Origin of the sequence: Aquamicrobium terrae, assembly GCF_040545735.1 — a bacterium.
Lineage (GTDB): Bacteria > Pseudomonadota > Alphaproteobacteria > Rhizobiales > Rhizobiaceae > Mesorhizobium > Mesorhizobium terrae_A.
Genome location: NZ_JBEPML010000005.1, coordinates 257,343 through 274,069, shown reverse-complemented (window position 1 = coordinate 274,069; position 16,727 = coordinate 257,343). Strand labels below are relative to the sequence as shown.

Below are 16,727 nucleotides of genomic sequence, written 5' to 3'. Positions count from 1 at the left end.
CGCTTCTTCAAGAGGAAAAACCCTGAAGGCATTTCCTGACGCAGCGCCCTGTTGCAGGAGACTGGCTTTGGAAGAGAAGAAGAAAGACGTCATCCGCGAAACCGACGCCGACGCGATCCGGCTGGCGAAAACGCTGGTGCGCAGCGCCCGTTTCGGCGCGCTTGCCTTCAACGAGAAAGGCACCGGCGTGCCGATGATCAGCCGCATCGGCATCGCCACCGACATCGACGGCACGCCGGTGACGCTCATCTCGGGCCTTTCGGCCCACACGCAGGCGCTGGAGGCCGATGCGCGCTGCGCCCTCCTGGTGGGCGAACCCGGCAAGGGCGACGCCATGGCCCATCCGCGCATCAGCCTCGTTTGCCGGGCGCGGCGCATCGCGCGGGACACGCCCGAGCATGAGCGCATCGCGCGCCGCTACCTCAACCGCAATCCCAAGGCGAAGCTTTATGCCGGCCTCGGCGACTTCGCCTTCTTCCGCCTCGAAGCGGAGCGGGCCAGCATGAACGGCGGCTTCGGCAAGGCCTATCTGCTCGACCGCGCCGAACTCGTCACCGAAAATGCGCAAAACGAGGAGTTCGCCGCCCGCGAGCAATCGGCGATCGACCACATGAACGAGGACCACCGCGACGCCATCGCCATCTATGCGCGCCATTTCGGCAAGGCCAAGGGCGATGACTGGGTGGTGACGGGTTTCGATGCCGAGGGCATGGACCTCGCTTCGGGCGACCAGTGCCTGCGGGTGTTCTTTCCCCAGCCGCTGGCCTCGGCGCAGGACCTGCGCCTGGTCCTGGTGGAGATGGCGAAAGCCGGCCGCGCCGCAGAAGCCGGCCAGACCTCGCCCGAGCGATCTTGAGATTTGACGCAAATGCCCTAGTTTTCCAGTGGGATCAGCAACGTGCCGCCGCGGCGGCATGGCTGTTGCAAGCGATACCTTTGCCCCATCGCCCCCATGAGGCAAGGTCACGCAAGAGCATCGGACCGAAAGCGGAATCCGATCTGCGGGGAAATCCGATGCTCGAACGAGGCGAGAGATCGTTGGCGTTCACGGGAACGGAAGGCGATCTGGGGAGGGCGCATGCGAGCGACAAAGGGAATTGTGACGGAACAGGCCGCCGCTTTCCTGGCGCTGATGGCAAATGGAAAGCGGATCGAGATCCTCACGCTGATCATGCACAAGGAGCTTTCGGTCAACACGCTTGCCGATCTGGTCGGCCTCAGCCAATCCGCGCTTTCCCAGCATCTGGCACGTTTGCGCAACAGCGGGCTGGTCGAGACCCGGCGCGATCGCCAGACGATCTATTATTCCTGCCGCTCGCAGGCGGTCAAACGCCTGCTGTACCTGCTCGAAGACCTGTTCATCGAGGAAAAGGACAGCTCCGGCCTGCGCACCGGCACCTGATCCTCCCCGCCCCGCCTTGCCACGTGCCGGCGGCCGGTCCCTGCCGTTTGAACATCCGCCTGAACCGGATTCCCCTTCCCGGCCCGATGCTCTATGCCGCGTTGGAATGAAACGGAGGCGCCATGCAAACGATCCGCATCGATGATCCGCAGGACGAGCGCGTCTCGGCCTTCCTCGACATCCGCGAGCGCGATCTCGTCGGCAGGCAGGGCCGGTTCGTCGCGGAAGGAAAGGTGGTCCTGGATGTGCTGACGGCCACGCGGCGCTTCGAGGTGGAATCGGTGCTGGTGCTGGAAAACCGCCTGGCCGGCGTTCGCCCCATCGTGGAGCGCCTGCCGCAGTCCGTTCCCGTCTATGTCGTTTCCGCCGAGGTGATGGACCGTATCGCCGGCTTCCACATGCACCGGGGCATTCTGGCCATCGGCCGGCGGGGCGAACTGCCGGGGGCCGCCGAACTCGTCGCCACCCTGCCCCGCGAGGCGCTGGTGGCCGTTCTGGTCGGCATTTCCAACCACGATAATGTCGGCTCCATCTTCCGCAATGCCGCCGCCTTCGGCGCCGATGCGGTTCTGCTCGACCGCACGAGCTGCGATCCGCTCTACCGCAAGGCGATCCGGGTTTCGGTGGGTGCTGCGCTCAAGGTGCCGTTTGCCCTGTTCGACGATGCGGCCGGGCTTGCCGACATGCTGGATACGAGAGGCTTCACCCAGTTCGCGCTTTCGCCGCGCGGCAAGACGGACATTCGCGACGCCAGGTGCGACGGCCCGCTGGCGCTCTATCTGGGGACCGAGGGCGAAGGCTTGCCGCAAGCGCTGCTGGAACGCCTGCAGACCGCCCGCATCGCCATGGCGCCCGGCTTCGACAGCCTCAATGTCGCCGCAGCCTCGGCCATCGCCTTGCACGCCTTTGCAAGGAAAGCGCAACAGGCTGGCGAGGGTTAAGAGGCGTCGAGGCTTTCAGATCGTTGCGGTTCAACTGCCCGCCTGGGTATCCTGTAGCGAGCGGACCCGCTGGGCAAGGCTGATCACGCCGGCCTGTTCGCAGTCCTTGGCCGCCGCGCTTTCCTCGATGGCCTCGCCTTCCTTGACGGCGAGCAGCTTGGCGATGGGTGAGCCGGTCCCTTCGCGCAGCGCGGTCATATGCACCACTTCCGCCGCAAGCGCCGCCATCTGTTCGCGCAGCTCGATGGCGCTTCCGGCCTCGGTGCCCTTGTTCTGTATCAGCCGCCGCTCCAGCCGGTCGCGGTCGGCCTTGAGGCGCGCCAGCGTCACCTCCTCGCCATCCACCACGGCCTGGCGCTTTGCGGAAGCCTTGCCTGCCGCCCGCTTGCCCTGCGAGGCTCCCTTGGCCTTTTCCCGCGTCCGGGCAAGCTCGCGCTCGCGCCGTTCCAGCTTTTCGTCCCGGTCGGCCACGGTGCCGAGCAGGCGCTGAACCCGGTCGTCAAGGTCGGTGGCCCGCTTCTGTTCGACCTTGAGCGCCTCGCGCGCATTGTCGGATTCGGCCTTGCTGTCGCGATTGGCCTGCTCCAGCTGCCTGATCTGGGTGCGCAACTGCCCGATATCGGTCGACTGCCGCTCCAGCTCGGATTCGCGCGCCACCAGTTCGATCTGGCGGCTGCTGGCCAGGAAGGAAGCCTCCTCATACATACGCGACAGCTTGGCGTGCTCCTCGTCGCGCCGGACGAGTTCCTGCCTGACTTGCGCCAGATCGGCCTCCTGCTTGGCGGCCTTGGCCCCGGCTTCCTCGAGCTGCGCCGCAAGCGCTGCGTTGCGGGCCTCCATGTCGGAAATGGTGCGCGACAGTTCGGCCTTGTCGGCATCCACGATCCGAGCCTGTTCCTGCATCCGGCCAATCTCGACCTTGTGACCGGCCTCCTTGTCCCGCAGCGCCTCGATGGTCATTTCCAGGCGCCGGGCCTGCATGGCGAATTCGGCGCGCACCCTGTCCTTGTCGGCGCGAAGCTCGGCCTGGGTGAGCGGCAGCGCCGCCTCCAGCCGCCGGTGCGTGAGCGTGACCGCGCGCCGCCAGATCGGCGGCGCCAGCAGAAGCGCGATGAAGCCGGCGCACAGAAAACCGAGCAGGAAGAAAAGGATCGACTGGACCAAGATACGCTATCCGTTCCCCACAGCTTCACCGAAGGCCAGAGCGCGTGGCCGCGCTTCAGCTTCCTGCCTTTACGCATGTCCTTGCCCCGAAACCGGTTCCCGCTTTCGGGCGACAGGGCCTAGGCATGAACCAAATCCGCTGCCCCGGCAAGACGGATTCGGCTCCTGCCGGAACGCTGTTTCCTCAGAAGGGATTCCAGGTCGGCGCCTGGGTGAGCTTCAGATAGCCCATATTGATGCCGAGCCTTGCGCCGACCCCGGTGCGGATCGGCACCAGCAGCATCTGGTTGGCTTTCAGCACGTTGAAGCCGACGCCCGCCACCACATAGGCCGAACCGGCCACGCCGCCGAAACGGGTGTAGAGATTGCTGACATCGTCGAGATTGTAGACCAGCACCATGACGCGCGAGCCCTGCCCGCCGAAATCCCAGCCCAGGGAAGGCCCCTGCCAGAACACCTTATGGTCGCCGGCATTCTTGGTATAGAGCGTGCCCTCGCCATAGGTCAGGCCGCCGATCAGCGCGCCGGAGCCCTCCTCGCCGAGGACATAGCCGTTCGGCAGGCCGTAGGAGGCGAACACCTTCTCCACCACGCTGGCGAGCCCGCCCGACGTGGAGCCGAAGAAGCGATGGCCGGATTCGACGATCTCCTGCGCCGTGTATTCCTGAGCCCGCGACGCCGACACCGAAACGGCGAGCGCGCTCGCGAGGATGATGGTCGCAGCAAGAGCACGGATGAAACCCAGCTCGAGGATTCGGGAAAACATGCAGTCAATCTCCGTAACGGAGCACCTTGCCTGCGCCTCGGGCATCCGTGATTCTGTGCCGACCACTTATGATGCCAATTACGGCAAATTATGCCGTAATCCTTTTTCAACCATTAAGCTTTCACATGAACGTGGCTGTTCGAAGGCCGAAACTGCCCTTTGGGGACATCCGCCTGCGCCACCACGCCACGTTTTGCAGCCATGCCGGCACCCGCCGCCGGCATCGACACCGCAAGGTATAGGGTGGCGGCGCAAGGTGGCGTATGCACGTCGACAGACTGATTCGCAGGGATTACCGCTTATGACAGACCTTTTCACGCTTTCCGCGCCTGATCTTGCCGCCCTTTTGTGCAGCCGCGTCTGTCACGACATCATTTCCCCTGTGGGCGCCATCAACAACGGCCTGGAACTGCTCGATGAAGGCGGCGCCGACGAGGACGCCATGAACCTCATCCGCCAGAGCGCCCGCAACGCGTCGGCCCGGCTGCAATTCGCGCGCATCGCCTTCGGCGCCGCAGGCTCGGCCGGCATGCAGATCGATACGGGCGACGCGGAAGCCGTGGCGACAGCCTTCCTGAAGAACGAGAAGCCGGACCTGAGCTGGACGGGCGGCCGCGCGCTCCTGCCCAAGAACAAGGTCAAGCTGCTGCTCAACCTCATCCTCGTCGCCAACGCCGCCATCCCGCGCGGCGGCCGCATCGCGGTGGTGCTCGAAAACGTCGAGACGGCGCCGCGCTTCGTCATTTCGTCCAGCGGCCCGATGCTGCGGGTGCCGCCGAAGTTCCTGGAACTGCACTCCGGAAACAAGCCGGAAGAGCCGATCGACGCCCATGCCGTGCAGCCCTACTACACGCTGTTGCTGGCGCGCGAAGCCGGAATGACCATCTCCATCCGCGCCACGCCGGACGAGATCACCCTCACCGCCGCCTGAGATATTCACCGTTCATGCGCCCTGCCCGCCTGAAGCCGGGAGGGCGCGACCCGACATGTCGACCGATCGTCGAAATAGTCCGAAACCGCTTGCCGGTTTCCGATTCAAGGGCCTGGCCTTTCCGGGCCTGCCCATTCCCGACAGCTTGAGGCAAATTTTAGCCGGCGGGTTTCCCGCTTCTTTACCGATTGCGCCTAGCATGGCCGAAGCCTCGCGACGCCATCTTCCGGCAACGCGCCGTTCGGGAAAGACAGATGAAGCAAAGCTGCATGTTCGTTGACGCGTCGAGCGTGGTTCGCCGGGTCGCCAAGCGGATTCTCGCCACCCCCGACATGACCGTTTTCGAAAGCGGCAGCGGCGCCGAGGCCGTGGAAATGTGCCGGCAGACGATGCCGCATGTCATCGTCGTGTCCACCAACCTGCCGGACATGAGCGCTGTGGACCTGATTCGCCAGATCCGCGCCATCGATGACCCTGCCGCTCCGAAGCTCCTGATTTCACTCGTGGAAATGGACGTCGGCGCGATCATGCGCGCCAGGCGTGCCGGCGCCGACGGCTATCTGCTGAAGCCCTTTGACCGTGGCCAGCTTCTGGACAGCTTCCGGACCTTGAAAATCGCCGCCTGACTTCGGCTAAGAAGAACTTCCGAACGCAAAAAACCCGGCATTGCCGGGTTTTTCATTGCGGGGATGCTGCCGTCAGGCGCTTTCGCGGATGTCTTCGGGCTCGCGCAGCACGTAGCCGCGGCCCCAGACCGTTTCGATGTAGTTCTGGCCACCCGAACAGGCATCGAGCTTCTTGCGCAGCTTGCAGATGAAGACGTCGATGATCTTGAGTTCCGGCTCGTCCATGCCGCCATAAAGGTGGTTGAGGAACATTTCCTTGGTAAGCGTGGTGCCCTTGCGCAGCGAGAGCAGCTCCAGCATCTGGTATTCCTTGCCGGTCAGGTGCACGCGCTGTCCGCCGACTTCCACCGTCTTGGCGTCGAGATTGACCACCAGGTCGCCGGTGGTGATAACCGACTGCGCATGGCCCTTCGAGCGGCGCACGATGGCATGGATGCGGGCAACCAGCTCATCCTTGTGGAACGGCTTGGTCATATAGTCGTCGGCGCCGAAGCCGAGGCCGCGCACCTTGTCCTCGATGCCGGCCATGCCGGAGAGGATCAGGATCGGCGTCTTCACCTTGGAAAGGCGAAGTGTCCTCAAGACCTCGTAACCCGACATATCGGGAAGATTCAGGTCGAGGAGAATAATGTCGTAGTCATACAGCTTCCCGAGGTCCACACCTTCTTCGCCAAGATCGGTGGTGTAGACATTGAAGCTTTCAGACTTCAGCATAAGCTCGATGCTCTGTGCCGTTGCACTGTCATCTTCTATCAGCAGAACGCGCATCTCATTCCCCTTTTCTGCCGCCGAACCTCTTTACGACCCGTCCTGGTCCGCGGCAGCGATTGCCTGAATCAAAACTGCCACCGAATGGTTAACAAATCCTAATTTCGTGCTTCGGACGATATCAGAATTTTTAACCTCTTTCCACACCCTATTGAATCCAAAGATGATTCGGGAAAAGCCCAAATTCATCCACTACGTCAAAAAACAGACGTAAGTGATTCATCGGACTCTCTCGCCGGCACAATCCGCATCGGAATTTTTACCGGGTCTTAAGCCCTGCCCCGTATGATTAACAATGCCCGTAAACGAATGGTTACCGGGCGCGAAAAATCTTAGGACTTTGTTTTCCATTGGAGGGTCTCAATGGAGGACAAGGGGGATGACGGCCCCGGCCGTCTCGCCACAACAGTGCGAGCGTAAAGAGTATGTGCGGAGTTGAGGGTCATGAAGTCACGTGAGAGCCTCGTTCGGCTGAAGCAGTTCCAGGTGAACGAGAAACGGCGGCAACTGGCGCAGCTCGACGCGATGATCGCCGAATTCGATCGCATGGCCACCGAGCTGGAACTGCAGATCACCGCCGAGGAAAAGAAGGCCGGGATCACCGATATCAACCATTTCGCCTATCCGACATTCGCCAAGGCCGCGCGCCAGCGGCGCGACAACCTGAGGGATTCGCAATCCGACCTCGCCAAGCAGCGGGCCACGGCCGAAACCCTACTCATCGAAGCTGAAGCGGAGCTTTCCAAGGCCGAGATGCTGGAAATGCGCGACGGCAAGGCCCGCGATGTCGACACCGGCCCGCGCAGCGCCATGATCGGCTGATTTTCCTGGCACTTCCGAAGACTTCAACGGCCCCGCAGATTGTCCTGCGGGGCCGTTTTGCATTGCAGGCGCATGGATCCGCCGATCCTGCCGCCCGGTTTCTCGACGTCGGAATGTAAAAAGCCCCGACCTTGTCCGGTCGAGGCCTTTTTATGATGGTTCAGCGATAAGCCAGGGCGCCGAAAGCTATTCCGGGCCGCCATTGAAAAGGGACGGATTGCCGATAGCGCCCGTCAGGACGCGCGGCGAGTGGAGCATGTCGCCCGAAAGCGGGATCGCGACGCGCTTTAGTGCCTGTATTGCTGGATGCGGGTGGTGCGCAGCCCCGCCAGCCCGTATTCGTCGATCGAGGCCTGCCAGGAAAGGAACTCCTCGGTGGTCAGCGCATAACGCTGGCAGGCTTCCTCGAGGCTCAGAAGGCCGCCGCGAACGGCCGCGACCACTTCGGCCTTGCGCCGGATAACCCAGCGCCGTGTGTTGGTCGGCGGCAAATCGGCAATTGTAAGCGGGCTGCCGTCGGGCCCGATTACGTATTTGACTCGCGGTCTAACAAGATCGGTCATCATACTCTCTACTAAAAACACGCAAGAACCAATCGCTGCCACACTACCGCCACAGCTTTAAAAATTGCCTAAGCGGTCCCTAATGGATAGGTAACGAACATGAACGTCACGTTAGGAAATGCTCTGGCGTTTGCTTCAAATATGGTTCAAATGCCGTAAAGCTGCTTTCCGATCTCGTGCCGGACATGAAAACCGGTCTGGCAAGCCATCGAAGCCTGCCCTATATTTGCCTGACTGGCCCGTTTCCGGCACACCGGAATGCAATCGCGGCCGCATCCTGTTTGGAATGAAGAGATGAACAGCCTGGACCTTCCCGCACGCCCGCAGGACACGCGCGTCGTCGTCGCCATGTCTGGCGGCGTCGATTCCTCGGTGGTGGCGGGGCTGCTCAAACGCGAGGGCTATGACGTCGTCGGCGTGACATTGCAGCTTTACGACCATGGCGCCGCCACGCACCGGCCTGGCTCGTGCTGCGCCGGACAGGACATCGACGATGCTCGCCGCGTCTCCGAGACGCTGGGCATTCCCCATTACGTGCTCGACTATGAGCGGCGCTTCCGCGAGGCCGTGATCAATCCCTTCGCGGAAAGCTATGTCCATGGCGAGACGCCGATCCCCTGCGTGGCGTGCAACCAGACGGTCAAGTTCGCCGATCTGCTGGCCACCGCAAAGGAGCTGGGCGCCGACGCGCTGGCCACCGGCCACTATATCCGTTCGCGTCCCAACGGCGCCCATCGCGCGCTCTACCGCCCGCTCGACGCCGACCGCGACCAGAGCTACTTCCTGTTCGCCACCACCCAGGAGCAGCTCGACTATCTGCGCTTTCCGCTGGGCGACCTGCCCAAGCCCGCCGTACGCGCCATGGCCGAGGAGATGGGGCTTTCGGTGGCCGCCAAGCAGGACAGCCAGGACATCTGCTTCGTGCCGCAGGGCAAGTATTCCGACATCATCGCCAAGCTAAAGCCCGGTGCGGCCAGTTCCGGCGACATCGTCCATATCGACGGCCGCGTGCTCGGCCGCCACGAAGGCATATTGCGCTACACGATCGGCCAGCGCCGGGGCATCGGCGTGGCGTCGGGCGAGCCGCTTTACGTCGTCCATCTCGACGCCGAGCGCTCGCGCGTCATCGTCGGCCCGCGCGAGGCGCTGGAAACGCACAGGGTCTATCTGCGCGACATGAACTGGCTGGGCGACGGGGCCCTTTCGGAAATTCCGGCCGCAGGCGTGGAATTGTTCGCCAAGGTGCGGTCCACCCGCCCTCCCCGCCCGGCGGTACTGCGCCAGCACGAAGGCACGGCCGTGGTCGAACTGGTCGACGGCGAATCCGGCGTCGCTCCCGGCCAGGCCTGCGTGCTCTATTCCGACGACGGCAACGAGGCGCGCGTGCTGGGCGGCGGCTTCATCGGCCGCTCCGAACGCGGCGCGGAGGCCGAAGCCATGCTGTCGCGCCTGGGCGCCGCGCCGGCCCAGGCCCACGGCTGATCAAACGGCAAAAACCAGGATAGGAGCGAAACGCTCCTATAACGCGCCCTGATGGCGCACCGTGCCGGCGGTCAACACCTGCAGCACCCGGATCGCCTCCTCTCCATCGGTGCGCGGCTCGGCGCGGGTCTCGATGCACTGGATGAAATGCTCCAGTTCGCGCGTCAGCGGCATGCCCTGCTCGACCGGGACATAATGCGGCTCGTCGGCCGTGAACGCCCACTGGCCGCTGTCCTGCCACACCGAGTGGTGGTAGACGGCAAGCTTGCGCTCCCACGGCTCGACATCGTCGAACACGGCCATGCCCTTGGTGCCGACCACCGTCAGCCGCCGCTCCCGGTAGGGATTGAGGCGCGAGGCGAACAGGTGGCCGCGCAGATTGCCGGGAAACCGCATGTGCAGATGGGCGAAATCGCTGAGATGGTCGAGCATCGCCGCGCCTTCCCCATGCACCTCGATCGGCGCGGCGCCGGTAATGGCAAGGATCATCGACAGATCGTGCGGGGCGAGATCCCACAGCGCGTCGTTTTCGGTGTGGAACTTGCCGAGGCCCAGCCGGTGCGAATGGATATAGCGGATTTCGCCGAGTTCGCCGGCATCGACCAGCGCCTTCAGCTTCTCGAAGGCCGGATGGAAGCGCAGCACATGGCCGACCATGTAGACGCGCTTGTTGTCCCGGGCCGCCTTCACCGCGCGCTCGGCATCCTCGACCGTGAGCGCCACCGGCTTCTCGACCAGCACATCCTTGCCCGCATTGACCGCCCGGATGGCGGTTTCGGCATGGAACTGGGGGGGCAAGGCCATGACGATGGCATCGACATCGTCACGCTCGAACAACTCGTCCGGCGCCAGCGCCAGGCATTCCTGCTCGCTGGCAAAGCCTTCGGCGCGGTCGCGATTCGCATCGGAGACCGCGTGGAGGGCTCCAAGCGCCTTGAGGGTGCGGACATGGTTGCTGCCCCAGTATCCGCATCCAAGGACGGCAATACGCGGTTTCATCAATCGTGGACTCGAAAATTTCTTGGCTGACACATAGCGGCGGGCCGGTCCGAACTCAACCCCGCCCGTTCAGGCAGGCAAGATCGCGGCACGCTGAAAATAGGTTGCCCGGCTTCCCAAACAAGTCGTTTGCGCGCTTGACACGGTCGCCAAGGCCACCTTATATCCGCGCGACCTTGGCGAGGGGTTCGGCGGCGACGCGCTGCAAATCGAATCCCAAGCACCGGGGCGGAGTAGCTCAGTCGGTTAGAGCAGAGGAATCATAATCCTTGTGTCGGGGGTTCGAGTCCCTCCTCCGCTACCACTCCAATTTCACCAAACATTCTCCGGCTCGATCCAGACCGCTCAAAGCCCCAGGAAACGCGGGCTTTTACGCGGCAAGCTGTTTACCGCGTCCTACCAGAAAAGTGCCTGTTTTGCTCTCTGTCGGCCGATATTCTCCGCAACTGTTGATCTTGGCCAAAAGACACAGAGATTTCGCCTATTGAAATCATTGGTCTTTTAACCGCACAATCCATCTGCAGTTTGAATTCTGCACGGTCGGGAGAAGGCTCCTCCGGTCGAAAATCCGCGTCAGCGAATTGCAGTCCCTCGGCAGTTGATGGGGTTCGCCGACGATCAGTCCGCCGCATCCAGCATCGTTCGGATCGTTGCGACAGGAAGAAACATTCTGAGCGGATCGGACTTGAGGGGCATGAAACCGTAGCCCTCGTAAAGCTTCTTGCGACGAGCGGTCAGGCCGGGATTTCCGTCATCAAGAACGTCGAGCACGACAACGGCAATCCCCAGGTTTTCGGATGCCAGTGCGATGCGACGCAACGCATCGGCGAGCAAGTCGCCACCATAGCCATGCCCGGAATGGCGTAGATCGACGCCGATCATGGAAATGTATGCGGCCGGGATCGATCCATGACGCGGCCGGGTCCGGGCATAGGCCTTCGGCAATGCCTGATAATCGACCGCATGGGCATTGATCGCATGGAAGCCGATAATCTCGTCATCTACGCCAACCATGACATAGACGCGGAGATTTCCAGCCTTCGCCAGCTTGTTCGCGGTCTTCTTGAAGAAATTGTCGACCTGCTCAACACCACAGGAAAAAGCCGCCCGATCGTGTTTCTCAGGATCGAACGGCTCTATGATCAGCCCTGCATCGTCGGGCGAAGTCACTTGGAAGCGACACGCGACCGGTGGCGCGCAAAGGCATCCCGCAGTTTGGCAGTCGGAGCTACTGGGTTGTCGAGCGCCGAGAAGAATGCAGCATGATCTGCCGGAATGAGCATGGTGCGCTCGTGCGCGGCAATCGTCTCCAGCGCCGAACTATAGGCGGCGTTCATCGTGAAGACCGAGTCATCCACGCCGCACAGCGCGGCCGCTTGCTGGATCGCCTTCTTGATATGCGGCTTGGTGCGGAAATTCATCCGTTCGCTTGCCCGCTCATCAATGGTTTTCGTGTCATCATGGAAAGCGCGCATGGTCGCCTCCTTGCTGTTGAAATTCAACGAATATGTACATCTCTGTGACGTACATGTCAAGGAGTCCGGTTGATCGTGACTCGCCAGTCGCGGCCCGAGCCTACGCCCGCATCATCGACCGTGGTATCGAGCTGATCTCAGAAGAGCCAGGTCGACCAGGTTCCATCGTGAGCGCGCGACCGGACGCCCCCATCACGGGAAGGCCGGTAAACTTGGCCGGATAACCATGCGGCTGTCCATGTCAGCGCGTCGTGCCTGAAAAGAATTCGCGCTGCTTCTGCCATTCGATCGGAAAACCCTGCCGCATCAGCGGCTGCAACTGCATGGTCGGCGGCTGACGGCCGTCGAGGATGGCCTCGACAAGATCGGGCGCCAACAGGGCAAGCCGCAGGACATGGCTGACATAGGAGATGTTCATCTTCTCGGCCCGGGCGATCTCGCTGACGGTGGCAAAATCACCGCATTCGAGCATCTCGCTCCATCGGAAGGCACGGGCGAGCGCCTTGACCAGCGTGCTGTCGGCCTGCGGACGCGGTGACGGCGACAGATGCATGCCGTCCGGTGCGACGATCAGCTTGCGGCCACCACGGATCTTGAAGCTCATCGGAATGGTGACGGTGATTGTGGTGCCGTCGGTGCTGATCTCGACGTCGGTCATCACTCAGCCGCCTCCTTCCAGCCCTGCCGTTGTCGCAGTTCCGCAACCAGGCTGGCCATCCCCTCGGCTCGGATGCGGATGGCAATATTGTCGGTACCGACATCGACGCGCTCGACCAGCAGCTGGACGATGCGCGCCTGCTCGGCCGGGAAGAGTTCGTCCCACATCGGGTCGAGCCGCATCAGGCCATCGCGGATGTCGGCCTCGCTGATCGTGCTGTCTAGCTGGCGGGCTGCCATCCAGGTTCGCACGACCATTTCCGGCGCGCTGAACACCGCCCGGAGCTGGTCGATGACCACCGTCTCGATTTCGCCGGCCGCGACATTGCGGACCGGACAGGTGTGCGGGCCGAGTTCGGTGACGCTTGTGGTGGCATAATAGCGATAAAGCCGACTTCCCTTGCCGGTGTGGGTCGGGGTCATGGCGCAGCCGTTCGGGGCAAAGATCAGGCCCTTCAGCAGCGCTGGCGTCCTGGCCCGTGAATGCCCTGCCCTGCGTCGCGGGCTGATGGTCAAGATGGACTGGACCTTGTCCCAAAGGTCCTGCGAAATGATGGCTTTGTGCTCACCGGGATAGGCGATGCCCTTGTGAACGGCCTGGCCGATATAGACACGGTTGCTCAGGAACTTGTGGAGAAAGCCCTTGGTGATCGGCCGGCCGCTGCGCATGGTGACCCCTTCCGCATGCAGCGTGCGGGCCAGGATGGTACCGGAACCCACGATCAGGAAGCGCTCGAAGATCATCCTGACGGTTGCGGCTTCCTTCTCCTCGATCAGCAGCTTGCGGTTTTCGACACGGTAGCCGAGCGGCACCGGGCCACCCATCCAGATGCCCTTCTTGCGCGAGGCGGCAAACTTGTCGCGGATGCGCTCGGCGGTGACCTCGCGCTCGAACTGGGCAAACGACAGCAGGATGTTCAGCGTCAGCCGGCCCATCGAAGTGGTGGTGTTGAACGACTGGGTGACCGAGACGAAGGTGACGTCATTCTGATCGAAAATGCTGACCAGCCTGGCAAAATCCATCAAGGAGCGCGACAGCCGGTCGATCTTGTAGACCACGACCACATTGATCAGTCCGGCCTCGACATCGCGCAGCAGACGCTTCAACCCCGGTCGTTCCAGCGTGCCGCCGGAGATGCCGCCATCATCATACTGGTCGCGAACCAGCACCCAACCCTCGGAACGCTGGCTGGCGATGTAGGATTCGCAGGCCTCACGCTGGGCGTGCAGCGAGTTGAACTCCTGTTCGAGCCCCTCCTCCGAAGATTTGCGGGTGTAAACGGCTGCGCGCAGCTTGCGCACGGGCGGTGCAGACGGTGCCTGCATCATCACTCTTCCCGCGTCCGGTGATTCCGGATCCCGAAGAAGAGCGGCCCATTCCAGCGCGTGCCGGTAATCGCGCGGGCGATGGCCGACAGGCTCTTGTAGGGCCGCCCCTGATAATCAAAGCCATGGGCAGTCACGGTGACACAATGTTCGATCCCCTGCCATTCCCGGATCAGCCTGGTACCGGCGATGAGGCGGTCATTGACACGCCCCTTGCGCAGCTTGTTGCCCGCCTTTTCATCCAGTTCATCGGCCAGCGCCTTGAGACGGGCTCTGGTCTGCGGCTTCAACCCGCCGAGCTTGAGTTCCTGCACACGATAGGCCAGCCGGCTTTCGAGGAACTTGCGATTGTGGCGCGGTGGCTCCGTGCCGTTGAGTTCACGCCACATCGCCTGCAGCGCCGCCATGTCCATTGTCCCGATTTCCGCCAGCCTGGCCAGCACACCGTCCGTCATCGTCAATTCTCCGCACCTGCGTTTGTGGCGCCATGACGGCTCCGGTGACCAGCGAAGTCCACCAAACTCTTCTCTGGGCGGGCAGAGAGTTTCCTTGACTGGCGGGTTTTCAGGCGAATGAAACCGGTGGCCAGAATGGCGGCGATTTCGTCAAGCCGCTCGGCGGCGGACATGCGCTCGGGCAAGAGGGGATTCATCAACGGGCTCCAGCATTGCTGTCTGCCCTTATTTACCGGTCGGACCTCGGTTTCTTCTCAACCGCTCAGACGCGACGGCGCTCCCCTCCCTCCAACGTGCTGTCGGACCCGCGTGGCGCAATCTGGCGCCAGAGCGGGCTCACCTTCTTTTTCAGGGTGCTGACATCCGGCATGTGACGGCCACTTTTGCCGAACCAGTCCTGCATCAGCCGGACCAGTTCGCCTTGGGTCGCCGGCACGCCGTCCTCGTAAATGCGGCGACAGACCTCGACCCAGAATCCATCCCAGTCATATTTGACAGGCGCACCCGTCCGTGGCCGATTGCGCGCATCATCAGAGCCGTCAGCTATCCCCGCCTCGCGGTTGCCGCGGCCATCCTTGCCGACCATTGCCGCCAGTCCAAGGTGAGCAGCTTCGAAGCGGTCAATCTCGGCACGACAGATGACGAGATCGTCACGACAAACGGTGTAACCATTGCTCCAGCGATAGTCGTCGATCGCGATATATTCATCTTCCGGCACTTTCAGGTGGGTAATCCCATGGCATCCTTCGCGCAAAACCGTCCAGGCATCATCGCGCATGATGTCGATCGTGCCGATGATATAACGGTGGCCTTCCGGGATCTTCTCCCACTGGTTGATATCGACTTCCTCAACGATCCCATGGATTACCCGCACCCCGGCGACCGTCGCCGACAGGGTCAATTCGCCGGCCAGCACGAACGCGGCCAGATCATGCTCACCCATGTTCCAGCGAGCGCAGACTTCGCCAATGTGATAGAATGGTTTTTCGAGGATCGACATCTTTCCCGCCCCGCCCTGCTTCAATTCTTGACGGCACGCATGCGCCGATAGACCTGCACCACAGTGCCGATATCGCGGCGCATGTCGGGCGGCAGCCGCTCTGCCTGGACAAAGAGTTCATCAAGCCGCAGCCCCAGAATGGCCGCAGCACGTTCGATCAGGTGATCACGTGGCGGCTTTTCCCGGTCACGCTCGATGCGTGACCAGTAGGCAGGCGACACTTCCAGCCGCTCGGCGAAATCATTGAGGCCGATCTCAAGCTCCTGGCGGCGTGCCCGGACAAGGGAACCAAAACTCATCAGCGCATCTCCGTCATAGTGGCGACCAGGCCGTAGCGGCGCAGCCGCACGTCGATGAAACTGTCGGAGACGCCAAACTGGGTGCCGAGGGCCGCCACCACACCGGCCAGCGCATCGGGATCATTGCGCCCATCGACAATCGGACAACCGGGACGACCGTGATGCGGGGCGCGACAAAGTTTCAGGCGCTCACGCCCCGCCAACAGCAAAAGCTGACGGTGCAGTTCAAAGGCAGGCACCAGAAGTGCGCCCATGAACTCATTGGCACGCCGCTCGCAAATGCGCTCGGCCGCAAGCAGGCTTGCGGCCGTGGGTGTCACCGCTCGATAATGACGATGGCCGGCCGGCACATCGAAGATCACATGGCCAAGCTCATGCGCGACGGTGCTCAGCATCAGGTCGGGGCGATCGCAAAGAAGCGGGCCGTTGATCGAAACAAGTGCGGCGCCCGGATTGTCGCGATCGGTCTCGCACACACCGAAGACCGGTCTGCCGCATTCATCATGTACGTGATGGTCGCCATCCCAGATGATCTCGATCGGACGCATGTTCACCTCGAGATGCTGAACAGCCGCCATGAGTTCGCGCCCATCATGCATGCCGGCACCAAGACCCGGAACCTGCCGGCGCAACTGGGTTGCCACTGCCCAGACTTCCTGCGGCGAACGCAAGCGTGGAGCAGCGGTCCTCTCATCCTGACGGTAGTGAACGATGCTGGTCATGGCCCCTCCTGTTGCATACTTCGTCAATGCTATCGTTCACACTATGTTCTCTGCGATCAGGAGTCGAGTCGGTGCAAGGGGAATTGGGGATTAATTCCTAACGATTTATTCCCCACCACTCCGATTATTGACTTAAGTGATTGATAATCCTGTGGGGAATAATTGCTCGACCGGCACTTATTCCCCATTGCGCACCATTATTCCTCAATTCCCCAGCCGCACCTGTGCTGTGCTGACGGCATCGAACCGAACACGTCCGATCGCCGAGGAACAGCATGGCTCATCAACACCCCTTACCGGCCCGCATCGACACAAGCCGCCTGCATGCC

General features: G+C 62.4%; 21 protein-coding genes and 1 tRNA gene. 8 read left to right on the top strand and 14 right to left on the bottom strand.

All coding sequences use genetic code 11. From position 1 onward, the window contains the following. Positions 1-67: 67 nt before the first annotated feature. From ABID37_RS10130 to ABID37_RS10120, 3 genes are all read left to right on the top strand, one after another. Positions 68-856, top strand: coding sequence for a HugZ family pyridoxamine 5'-phosphate oxidase (locus ABID37_RS10130; protein WP_354194228.1), 789 nt, complete (start codon positions 68-70; stop codon positions 854-856). A gap of 222 nt (positions 857-1,078) precedes the next feature. After that, on the top strand, positions 1,079-1,402 hold the full coding sequence (locus ABID37_RS10125) for an ArsR/SmtB family transcription factor (protein ID WP_354194226.1): 324 nt from the start codon (positions 1,079-1,081) through the stop codon (positions 1,400-1,402). Positions 1,403-1,524: 122 nt separating this feature from the next. Continuing rightward, complete coding sequence (locus ABID37_RS10120) at positions 1,525-2,343, top strand: TrmH family RNA methyltransferase (protein ID WP_354194224.1); 819 nt, start codon at positions 1,525-1,527, stop codon at positions 2,341-2,343. Positions 2,344-2,373: 30 nt separating this feature from the next. Here ABID37_RS10120 and ABID37_RS10115 read toward each other — a convergent pair whose 3' ends face one another. Next, positions 2,374-3,507: a coiled-coil domain-containing protein gene (locus ABID37_RS10115; RefSeq protein WP_354194222.1), complete on the bottom strand. Its 1,134-nt coding sequence runs from the start codon at positions 3,505-3,507 to the stop codon at positions 2,374-2,376. Positions 3,508-3,691: 184 nt separating this feature from the next. Further along, entirely contained in the window at positions 3,692-4,273 is a 582-nt protein-coding gene (locus ABID37_RS10110; protein ID WP_354194220.1) for a DUF1134 domain-containing protein, read from the bottom strand. Between the two features lie 301 nt (positions 4,274-4,574). Here ABID37_RS10110 and chpT point away from each other — a divergent pair, with 301 nt between their 5' ends. Next, the gene (gene chpT / locus ABID37_RS10105; protein ID WP_354194218.1) at positions 4,575-5,204 is read left to right on the top strand and encodes a histidine phosphotransferase ChpT; all 630 of its coding nucleotides are present in this window, start codon (positions 4,575-4,577) and stop codon (positions 5,202-5,204) included. A gap of 254 nt (positions 5,205-5,458) precedes the next feature. Further along, positions 5,459-5,830: a response regulator gene (locus ABID37_RS10100; protein ID WP_354194216.1), complete on the top strand. Its 372-nt coding sequence runs from the start codon at positions 5,459-5,461 to the stop codon at positions 5,828-5,830. A gap of 72 nt (positions 5,831-5,902) precedes the next feature. Here ABID37_RS10100 and ctrA read toward each other — a convergent pair whose 3' ends face one another. Then, positions 5,903-6,598 carry a response regulator transcription factor CtrA gene (ctrA, locus tag ABID37_RS10095; RefSeq protein ID WP_035028413.1) on the bottom strand — a complete coding sequence of 232 codons (696 nt, stop codon included), beginning with the start codon at positions 6,596-6,598 and terminating at the stop codon, positions 5,903-5,905. Positions 6,599-7,042: 444 nt separating this feature from the next. Between ctrA and ABID37_RS10090 the strand changes: the two genes are divergently transcribed. Next, on the top strand, positions 7,043-7,420 hold the full coding sequence (locus ABID37_RS10090) for a flagellar export protein FliJ (protein ID WP_354194213.1): 378 nt from the start codon (positions 7,043-7,045) through the stop codon (positions 7,418-7,420). A gap of 287 nt (positions 7,421-7,707) precedes the next feature. On the opposite strand, the gene sciP is transcribed toward ABID37_RS10090, so the two are convergent. Further along, a complete protein-coding gene (gene sciP, locus ABID37_RS10085) occupies positions 7,708-7,983 on the bottom strand; it encodes a CtrA inhibitor SciP (protein ID WP_183831664.1) in 276 nt (91 codons plus the stop codon). Between the two features lie 294 nt (positions 7,984-8,277). Here sciP and mnmA point away from each other — a divergent pair, with 294 nt between their 5' ends. After that, positions 8,278-9,465 carry a tRNA 2-thiouridine(34) synthase MnmA gene (gene mnmA / locus ABID37_RS10080; RefSeq protein ID WP_354194211.1) on the top strand — a complete coding sequence of 396 codons (1,188 nt, stop codon included), beginning with the start codon at positions 8,278-8,280 and terminating at the stop codon, positions 9,463-9,465. 36 nt (positions 9,466-9,501) lie between these two features. On the opposite strand, the gene ABID37_RS10075 is transcribed toward mnmA, so the two are convergent. Beyond that, positions 9,502-10,464, bottom strand: a complete 963-nt coding sequence (locus ABID37_RS10075; protein ID WP_354194209.1) for a Gfo/Idh/MocA family protein — start codon at positions 10,462-10,464, stop codon at positions 9,502-9,504. Between the two features lie 227 nt (positions 10,465-10,691). On the opposite strand from ABID37_RS10075, the gene ABID37_RS10070 reads away from it, so the two are divergent. Beyond that, positions 10,692-10,768: transfer RNA gene (locus ABID37_RS10070), tRNA-Met, on the top strand. A gap of 314 nt (positions 10,769-11,082) precedes the next feature. On the opposite strand, the gene ABID37_RS10065 is transcribed toward ABID37_RS10070, so the two are convergent. From ABID37_RS10065 to ABID37_RS10025, 9 genes are all read right to left on the bottom strand, one after another. Beyond that, positions 11,083-11,634, bottom strand: a complete 552-nt coding sequence (locus tag ABID37_RS10065) for an N-acetyltransferase (RefSeq protein WP_354194207.1) — start codon at positions 11,632-11,634, stop codon at positions 11,083-11,085. Continuing rightward, positions 11,631-11,939 (bottom strand): type II toxin-antitoxin system TacA family antitoxin, encoded by a 309-nt coding sequence (locus tag ABID37_RS10060; RefSeq protein WP_354194205.1) that lies wholly within the window; start codon positions 11,937-11,939, stop codon positions 11,631-11,633. Before ABID37_RS10060 ends, ABID37_RS10065 begins: the two co-directional genes overlap by 4 nt. Before the next feature lie 241 nt (positions 11,940-12,180). After that, a complete protein-coding gene (locus ABID37_RS10055; protein ID WP_354194296.1) occupies positions 12,181-12,597 on the bottom strand; it encodes a hypothetical protein in 417 nt (138 codons plus the stop codon). Next, a complete protein-coding gene (locus tag ABID37_RS10050) occupies positions 12,597-13,925 on the bottom strand; it encodes a recombinase family protein (RefSeq protein WP_354194203.1) in 1,329 nt (442 codons plus the stop codon). The genes ABID37_RS10055 and ABID37_RS10050 overlap by 1 nt, the downstream gene beginning before the upstream one ends. Continuing rightward, on the bottom strand, positions 13,925-14,377 hold the full coding sequence (locus ABID37_RS10045; protein WP_354194201.1) for a DUF2924 domain-containing protein: 453 nt from the start codon (positions 14,375-14,377) through the stop codon (positions 13,925-13,927). The genes ABID37_RS10050 and ABID37_RS10045 overlap by 1 nt, the downstream gene beginning before the upstream one ends. Before the next feature lie 2 nt (positions 14,378-14,379). Continuing rightward, entirely contained in the window at positions 14,380-14,574 is a 195-nt protein-coding gene (locus ABID37_RS10040) for a hypothetical protein (protein ID WP_354194199.1), read from the bottom strand. Positions 14,575-14,639: 65 nt separating this feature from the next. Continuing rightward, entirely contained in the window at positions 14,640-15,377 is a 738-nt protein-coding gene (locus ABID37_RS10035; protein ID WP_354194197.1) for a hypothetical protein, read from the bottom strand. A gap of 20 nt (positions 15,378-15,397) precedes the next feature. Then, positions 15,398-15,676, bottom strand: coding sequence for a helix-turn-helix domain-containing protein (locus ABID37_RS10030; protein WP_354194195.1), 279 nt, complete (start codon positions 15,674-15,676; stop codon positions 15,398-15,400). Further along, entirely contained in the window at positions 15,676-16,398 is a 723-nt protein-coding gene (locus ABID37_RS10025) for an ImmA/IrrE family metallo-endopeptidase (protein WP_354194193.1), read from the bottom strand. The genes ABID37_RS10030 and ABID37_RS10025 overlap by 1 nt, the downstream gene beginning before the upstream one ends. Positions 16,399-16,727 lie beyond the last annotated feature (329 nt).

Bases quoted from the DNA above. Each gene is read 5' to 3' on its own strand.
- ABID37_RS10100 (WP_354194216.1), top strand. From the start codon at position 5,459: ATGAAGCAAAGCTGCATGTTCGTTGACGCGTCGAGCGTGGTTCGCCGG.
- ABID37_RS10090 (WP_354194213.1), top strand. From the start codon at position 7,043: ATGAAGTCACGTGAGAGCCTCGTTCGGCTGAAGCAGTTCCAGGTGAAC.
- ABID37_RS10125 (WP_354194226.1), top strand. From the start codon at position 1,079: ATGCGAGCGACAAAGGGAATTGTGACGGAACAGGCCGCCGCTTTCCTG.
- ABID37_RS10025 (WP_354194193.1), bottom strand. From the start codon at position 16,398: ATGACCAGCATCGTTCACTACCGTCAGGATGAGAGGACCGCTGCTCCA.
- ABID37_RS10040 (WP_354194199.1), bottom strand. From the start codon at position 14,574: ATGAATCCCCTCTTGCCCGAGCGCATGTCCGCCGCCGAGCGGCTTGAC.
- ABID37_RS10075 (WP_354194209.1), bottom strand. From the start codon at position 10,464: ATGAAACCGCGTATTGCCGTCCTTGGATGCGGATACTGGGGCAGCAAC.
- ctrA (WP_035028413.1), bottom strand. From the start codon at position 6,598: ATGCGCGTTCTGCTGATAGAAGATGACAGTGCAACGGCACAGAGCATC.
- ABID37_RS10055 (WP_354194296.1), bottom strand. From the start codon at position 12,597: ATGACCGACGTCGAGATCAGCACCGACGGCACCACAATCACCGTCACC.
- ABID37_RS10120 (WP_354194224.1), top strand. From the start codon at position 1,525: ATGCAAACGATCCGCATCGATGATCCGCAGGACGAGCGCGTCTCGGCC.
- ABID37_RS10035 (WP_354194197.1), bottom strand. From the start codon at position 15,377: ATGTCGATCCTCGAAAAACCATTCTATCACATTGGCGAAGTCTGCGCT.
- mnmA (WP_354194211.1), top strand. From the start codon at position 8,278: ATGAACAGCCTGGACCTTCCCGCACGCCCGCAGGACACGCGCGTCGTC.
- ABID37_RS10050 (WP_354194203.1), bottom strand. From the start codon at position 13,925: ATGATGCAGGCACCGTCTGCACCGCCCGTGCGCAAGCTGCGCGCAGCC.
- ABID37_RS10045 (WP_354194201.1), bottom strand. From the start codon at position 14,377: ATGACGGACGGTGTGCTGGCCAGGCTGGCGGAAATCGGGACAATGGAC.
- ABID37_RS10030 (WP_354194195.1), bottom strand. From the start codon at position 15,676: ATGAGTTTTGGTTCCCTTGTCCGGGCACGCCGCCAGGAGCTTGAGATC.
- sciP (WP_183831664.1), bottom strand. From the start codon at position 7,983: ATGACCGATCTTGTTAGACCGCGAGTCAAATACGTAATCGGGCCCGAC.
- chpT (WP_354194218.1), top strand. From the start codon at position 4,575: ATGACAGACCTTTTCACGCTTTCCGCGCCTGATCTTGCCGCCCTTTTG.
- ABID37_RS10060 (WP_354194205.1), bottom strand. From the start codon at position 11,939: ATGCGCGCTTTCCATGATGACACGAAAACCATTGATGAGCGGGCAAGC.
- ABID37_RS10110 (WP_354194220.1), bottom strand. From the start codon at position 4,273: ATGTTTTCCCGAATCCTCGAGCTGGGTTTCATCCGTGCTCTTGCTGCG.